Origin of the sequence: Kitasatospora sp. NPDC017646 (assembly GCF_044329365.1) — a bacterium.
In the GTDB taxonomy this organism is placed as follows: Bacteria; Actinomycetota; Actinomycetes; order Streptomycetales; family Streptomycetaceae; genus Kitasatospora.
On the sequence record NZ_JBIRJC010000065.1, the window covers coordinates 20,037 to 27,208 of the forward strand.

At 69.7% G+C, this 7,172-nt stretch carries 3 protein-coding genes; all 3 read left to right on the plus strand.

Translation table 11 applies throughout. The annotated features are described in order from the left end of the window. Window positions 1–27: 27 nt before the first annotated feature. The 3 genes from mgtA (at window position 28) to ACH4J0_RS40140 (ending at window position 6,227) form a co-directional block, all read left to right on the plus strand. Window positions 28–2,682 carry a magnesium-translocating P-type ATPase gene (gene mgtA, locus ACH4J0_RS40130; RefSeq protein ID WP_396246140.1) on the plus strand — a complete coding sequence of 885 codons (2,655 nt, stop codon included), beginning with the start codon at window positions 28–30 and terminating at the stop codon, window positions 2,680–2,682. Between the two features lie 912 nt (window positions 2,683–3,594). Further along, complete coding sequence (locus ACH4J0_RS40135; protein WP_396246141.1) at window positions 3,595–4,707, plus strand: hypothetical protein; 1,113 nt, start codon at window positions 3,595–3,597, stop codon at window positions 4,705–4,707. A 686-nt stretch (window positions 4,708–5,393) separates the two neighbouring features. Further along, on the plus strand, window positions 5,394–6,227 hold the full coding sequence (locus ACH4J0_RS40140) for an endonuclease domain-containing protein (RefSeq protein WP_396246142.1): 834 nt from the start codon (window positions 5,394–5,396) through the stop codon (window positions 6,225–6,227). The last annotated feature ends 945 nt before the right edge of the window (window positions 6,228–7,172 follow it).

Genomic DNA, 7,172 nt, shown 5'->3' on the forward strand with positions numbered 1-7,172 from the left:
GCCCCCAGGATCCGGCCGGGAAAGCCGATGACGGTCTCCGCGCCCGCGCATTCGACCAGCTCCGTGGCCGGGGCAGTGTCCGCGGCCGCGCTGCCCGTCGCGGACGTGCTGCAGGAGTTCGGCGTGGCCGCCGACCGGGGCCTGCCCGGCGGGGAGGTCGCACGGCGACAGTCGCAGTTCGGCCCGAATGCGGTCGCCTCGCACCGGGCTCGGTTCCTTCCCGTGCTCTGGCACCAGCTGCGCTCCCCGCTGCTCGCTCTGCTGCTGATCGCCGCCGTCGCCTCCTACCTGGTCGGCGAACGCAGTGACGCCGTCATCATCGGTCTGATCGTGAGCGTGTCGGTCGGGCTCGGCTTCGTCAACGAGTACCGGGCGGAGAAGGCCGCCGAGGCCCTGCACTCCCGGATCCGCCACCGGACGGTGGTCATCCGCGACGGGCGCCCCGGCTCGGTGGACGTCACCGAGCTGGTCCCCGGCGACGTGGTCGAGCTGCGCCTGGGGGACATCGTCCCGGCCGACATACGACTGTTCGACGTCGCGGGCCTGGAGTGCGACGAGTCGGCCCTGACCGGCGAATCGCTGCCCGTCGACAAGCGCACCGCCCCCGTACCTGCGGGAACGCCCCTGGCGGAGCTGTCCGGGTGCGCACTGATGGGCACTGTGGTAAGAGCCGGCAGCGGAAGCGGGATCGTGGTGGCCACCGGCGCCCGCACCGAGTTCGGCAGGATCACCGCCGGACTGAGCACGCACCTGCTCGACACCGAGTTCCAGGTCGGGCTGCGCCGCTTCTCCATGCTTCTGGTGTACGTCGCGGGCACGCTGACCACGTCGATCTTCGTGATCAACGTGGTCCTGCACAAACCGATCATCGACGCACTGCTGTTCTCACTGGCGATCGCGGTCGGCATCACCCCGCAGCTGCTGCCTGCCGTCGTCTCCACCAGCCTCGCCGCCGGATCCCGGCGGATGAGCCGCCGCAAGGTGCTGGTCAAACGGCTGGTGTGCATCGAGGACCTCGGCGACGTCGACGTTCTGTTCACCGACAAGACCGGCACCCTCACGCAGGGCAGCATCCACTACATGCGCGCTGTGCCGGCCGGCGACAACACCCCTGACACGGTGCTGCGCTGGGGGCTGCTGTGCACCGAGAACACCACACCGGACGGGCAGCCCATCGGTGGGAACCCCCTCGACCAAGCGCTGTGGCAGTCCCCGGCCGCCGTCGGCGAGCGGACCGCACCGGCGGGCTACACCCGGCTGGGGGTACTCCCTTTCGACCACGAGCGCCGCATGGTCACCGTCCTCGTCCGCGACACGGCCGGCCAGGTGACCCTGGTGACCAAGGGGGCACCGGAGAGCGTCCTCGACCGCTGCTCCGACGTGCCGGCCGCAGCCCACGACGCCCTGGCGGCCGAGTTCACCGCCGGCAACCGGGTCGTCGCCGTGGCCACCCGCCCCGCCGACAGCAGCGGCCCGCCGCAGCCCGCGGACGAACACGACCTGCGCCTCCTGGGACTGCTCGTGTTCCTGGACCCACCCAAACACGACGCCGCCGAAGCCCTGCGCCGGCTGGCCGACCTCGGCATCGCGGTGAAGGTCGTCACCGGCGACAACCCCACCGTCGCCGCCAAGATCTGCCGCGACCTGGGGCTGGCCGAGGGCGGCACGCTGACCGGCACCGACCTCGACGCAATCGACGAGCCCCAACTCGCCGCAGCCATCGCACACACCACCGTCTTCGCCCGGGTCACCCCGGAGGACAAGGCCCGCATCGTGCACGCCCAGCGGCACGGCGGCCGCGGGGTCGCCTTCCTCGGCGACGGCGTCAACGACGCACTCGCCCTGCACGCGGCCGACGTGGGAATCTCGGTCGACTCGGCCACCGACGTCGCCAAGGACGCCGCCGACGTCATCCTGCTGGCAAAGGACCTCAACGTACTCGCCGACGGCGTCGCCGAAGGGCGGAGGATCTTCGCCAACACCATCAAATACGTGCTGATGGGCACCTCCAGCAACTTCGGCAACATGGCCTCCGCCGCCGGCGCCTCGCTGTTCCTGCCCTTCCTGCCGATGCTTCCGTCCCAGATCCTGCTCAACAACCTGCTGTACGACACCAGCCAGCTGGCCATCCCCACCGACAACGTCGACGAGGAGCAGCTGCGCCGCCCCTCGCACTGGGACATCGGCTTCATCCGCCGCTTCATGCTCTACTTCGGTCCGTTCAGCTCGGTCTTCGACTTCCTCACCTTCGGGATAATGCTCGGGGTCTTCCACTCCGGACCCGAGCAGTTCCGCTCCGGCTGGTTCGTCGAGTCCCTGGCCACCCAGACCCTGGTCATCTTCGCGATCCGCACCCGCCGCATCCCGTTCTTCCGCAGCCATCCCAGCCTGCCGCTCACCCTCGCGGCCCTCGGTGTCGTCACCGTCGGCACGCTCATCCCCGCCACGCCCGTGGCCGCCACACTCGGCTTCCATCCCCTGCCGGGCGCGTTCTTCGCCGCACTCGTCGGCATGGTCGTCGGCTACCTCGCCCTGGTAGAGGTCGGCAAGCGGATCTTCTACGGCGCCGCGCCCGCCGTACCGGGTGCGCCCCGTTACAGCAGTCGCCGCCACCTGCGCCGCCGCGCCGCCTACTTCACCACCGCCAGACGCCGGCACAACCCGTCCTCCGCCGAACCATGACACACGGCCCCCACCCCAGAAAAAGGCCGTTCCCCGCATCGCTGCGGGGAAACGGCCTTCCGGCCTGCCTAGACGTAGCGCCGACCAGGGCAGCAGAATCTGAATCCACGCCCCCCCGACCCCCATTCACCCTATGATCTTCCCACCGAAAAGGCGGACATTTTTTCGATCACGGGCCGCAGAGCCAGGGATCCTGCCTCATTGATCTGCATATTCGCCTCCTCGCGATCGTCCTACCGGTAACTCCTACCGGCACCTTCCAGGATACTCCGCATTGCGAGAATTCGAGCCCGCCGTACACATGAATCAGTATTTGAAAATTCCCCCGCGCGACGTTCGACCAGAATAGCCACCCGAGATTTCTTGCGCCGCACCCCACAGCCACAGGAGCCATCCTGGCCGAGGTGTCGCCGGGTGAGAGCCGGTGCAGTGCTGGGACAGGGGAAATGCCGGTGCAGCGTACGCCGACCCACGTGGAGGCAAGGCAGGGAAGCCGGTCGAGGACGAGCGTCGGGTGGTGCGAACAGGAACAGGACGCGGACGAGGTGATGGTGTGCTCCTTCACCCCTGTGCGCCTGGAGCTCCTGGTGATCCCCCCCCCCCCGAAGCCGAGGCCTCCGCCGCCGAGTGGCTGATGACGGCGGCATCCGACCCGGCCAACACCCGCACCGGCACCGACCTGCTGACGGCCGCAGGTGTGCCGACGGCAGACCTACGGGCCGACGGGTGAAAACGATCGGCAGCGGACGACATCATGCCGTTCGCCGCTCCGCGGCGGCCTCGCGTCCTGATTGTGACTGGTCCCGCTACTCGCGTGACCACTCGGTTTCGGCATGAGGCCCGCCGACCGAGTGTCGCCCCTCCCAGGCTCGGACCCTGATCGCCCGGGGGCCGGGAGCGGGGCTGGAGAGGGTGCGCACGAACACGTCCCGCCCAAACGGCGCCGGCGGCGAGGAGATCTCGTTGTACGTCTACGAACACGAGGCCTGTGCCAGCACCCCGAGCACGGACCCCACGCCCTATGAGTCCCAGTACGAGGGCTACACGGGCAACTACGGCAACACGCTGGACCGGTGGTACGGGAGGGCCGCGGTCGTCGTGTGGCCGCGCGAGCGGGCGTTCGCTGCACGTGGCGAGGCCGGACCGCGGTGGGCCCTGGAGGAACTGCGCGACCGCATCGAGCGGGGAGATCTGGACGGCGCACGCACCGCCGCACAGTCCCTCGCCCCGTTCTGGAAGCACACCGGTGCCCAACCCGAGCTGCTGGACTGCGCGTTGCACATGGCCGCGGGCCTGAGTGCGGCCGAGACCGCGGCGATGCTGCTGGAGCCGTTCCGGGTGGGCGCGCTGGGGCCGGAACACGCGGGAGGGCTGTCTGCGGCGGCCGAGCGGTACGGCACCGCGTGGCTGCGCCAAGTCGTCGACGGCTGGTTCGGCCCGCGGAACCGTCACGAGCCCCACCGGTACGAGTGGACCGAGAGGCTGCCGGATCTTTGCACGGCACTGCGGGCCTCCGGCCCGGGTGCAGCAGTGGCGCGACTGCTGTTCGCCGGGGCCTGGACCGCAGTGGACGGCGACCTGCGGCTGTCGTCCACGACCGGTCCGACCGAGATCCGTTCGGCACAGGCGCTGCCGACGGACGCCAGGCGCACGGCGGGTCTCGACGTGCTCGCGCGCGACTGCGCGGACCGGCTCCGCGCGATCACCGGACGACAGCCGCGCGCCGCGGACGACTGGTCGATCGCCTGGACCGGTTGCGGCTGCGAACTGTGCGCCACCCTGGAGATGTTCCTTGGTTCCCGCTCACGGCGAGTCCTTGAATGGCCGCTGGCGAAGGACGGACGCCGGCACGTGCACACCAAAATCGACTCGGCCGAGCTCCCGGCACACCACCGGACCAGACGGCAGGGACGCCCGTACACCCTCGTGCTGACCAAGACCGAGCAGCTGTTCATCCGCGAACGGAGCGCCCGCCGCCAGGCCGAAGCCGACCTGACCTGGCTGACCTCGGTCTGGAACGCGTAGTACTCCGGAACTGCTTCACGCTGCCTTTCTCGGTCGCTCGCCCGGCCGGCGAGCTGGCCCGGGCAGGCGCTGGCCGCGGGATTGCGCGCTACCTCACGAGCCCGCAGGGCCGCAAGCACTACCAGGAGCGGACCTTCGTGTCCGTGGTGCCTGATAGCGTGCCGGGCATGCCGCACCGCGCCACTCCGCGCCGCACAGGCCACCTCTTGCCCCTGGCCGTCGCCGATGCCTTGTGGGCCGAGTTGATGGCCAACAGTGTGTTCCCGGCCGCCGGGCAAACGTTCACCGGCTTCCCTGCCGATCCGCGGGTGGGGTACGTGCTGCTCGGCGCACGTGCGGTGCCGACGGTGAAGGGAGTCGGCGGCCGGTGGCATGTTCAAGAGACCGATGTGCGCCGGGCGGCCGAGGAGCTGCGTGCGGTCGAGGTGAGCGGGGTCGGCCTGGTCCGTGTCGCTCCTTTCCGCGGGTCACTGAAAGCGAGGCAGAGGGAGGGGCCAGCGCTGCGGTGGCGTCAGCGCCTGGGCCGGGAATGGGCCCGGGCTCGCGTCGATGCTGCCCCTGGGCCGTTGCTGCGCGGCAGTGACCCTCTGCCGCATCTGGCGGGGATCGACTGGCGTCGGTCTCTGATGGAGCGGACCGGAGCGGGGGCAGGGGACACATGGTGGCTACCTCGCACGCTGGTGAAGGTGCTGGACGCGGCCGAGCACGCCGAGGAGCGGTGGTTGCTGGCCGCGCGGACCTGCCAGAGGTGCGGCTCTGTGGCGGAGCAGCCCGAGCAGTGGCGGGTCCAGGCCGGCAGCAGCTGGCAGACGATCTGCCCCGACTGCCGCACAACCACGCCGCGCCCGTACAACGGGGAGCTGGAAGGCCACGTCTACTCGGTGCTCAGTAAGAAGCGCGCCTCGCTGGAAGTGTCCGGGTGGAGGTGCGCCGTCTGCCGGGAAGCACCTGCCTTCGCGGTCGACCACTGCCACGAGCACGGCTACGTCCGCGCGCCCGTCTGCCAGTCCTGCAACACGCGGGAACGGCCGAACTACCTCTACAGCAACGACGTATACGTGACCAGCCGCTACGCATCCCTCTTCCATACCCACGCCGAGGACTGGCTGCGGCACTGGCACCGCTGCCCCGGCTGCCGCGCCCGCACCACGCTGCCGTTGCCGCACCTGGCGGCACTGACCGCACTCCTGGTCGGCGAACCGCTACGCCCGACCCACCGCGCCCCCCGCAGCTCCCGCGGGCGCAAGCCCTGTGGTGAACTGCGTGCTTCCTGGACGGGCAGTCACAACGCGCCCGGCTCCTGCATGATCACCCTGAGTGTGGACTACTGTCCCAGCGGGGAGCACCGCATCCTGGCGCAAGTCCCCTACCGCGAAGCCGTCGACCGATTCCGCACCTGGCTGGCCGAGACAGCCCCGGCGGTGGCCGCTGCTGCGGGGCCTGGCCGCCATGACGCCGTCCCCGCGCAGTTCCGGCCCGTCGTTCCGGACACCGGCAGCGAGGGCCTGGCGCTGTTCTGAGCGTAGTCGGGGGCGTGCTCTTACTCATCCGGGCGCTTGGGCAGCCGCTGGACCTGTCGACGCGCACTTGATCGGTGGCGAAAGCGTCAAGTGCGAACCCCCAGCCGAGATCTGCGATCACGGCGAGCAACCACCGAACCCGTGCCGGTGATCTAAAGAGCGGATATACAGGCAGAACAGGTGCACATGGTCATCGACTCGCGACGCCGAGCGGCCTCCAGCCCCGCCGTCGAACCGCAAACCATGAGACGAATGTGAGAGGCAGGCCCCGGAGCATGCCGAGGGCCGCTTTCTCGCGAACGAGAAAACGGCCTCTGACCTGCGGCATTACCGTCGGGGCGACAGGATTTGAACCTGCGGCCCCTTGACCCCCGGAGTCGAAAGGTCGTGACGGCCCGTCCGTTCAGTCCAGAACCCGCAGGTCAGGGCCTACCTCGTCGACCACGCATGACGCCCGATGACACCTCATGACGCCCAGTCCGTGAGAGGCGCGTGAGAGGCAGTTAGACAGCCGGGGCTTCGACGGTGACTTGCCTCACAACCCCATTGCAGGACTCGCTCCGCCCGCGATCACCTGCTGCACACCTCCCCGCAGCATGGTCTGGAGGACCGGTGGCCGTCGCCCCTGCAGGCTACTGCGCCTCGGCCGCCCCAGGACCGGACGCTCACCGCACAACTGCGCGGCGACGCCGGACCATCCGGTGGACCCGATCTGGGCACTGCCTACGGACAACTGCTCACGGAACTGCTGACCGAAGCCGGGCGTCCAACCCCGTCTTCACCGCCGAGGGCATCGAAACCGCCCCCACCCGTCCGCGCCCACGCATGAACTCGATCACGCCTACTGACCGGTGCCCTTGACTGTGGGCTGTGTCTTCTGGTTGTAGATCTCCTTGCCGTCCGCGTTGTAGGCGTGGACGTAGGGGTCCGGGGGGAAGGAGTTCC

Coding starts and splice junctions, on each gene's coding strand:
- mgtA (WP_396246140.1), top strand. CDS start 28: ATGACGGTCTCCGCGCCCGCGCATTCGACCAGCTCCGTGGCCGGGGCA.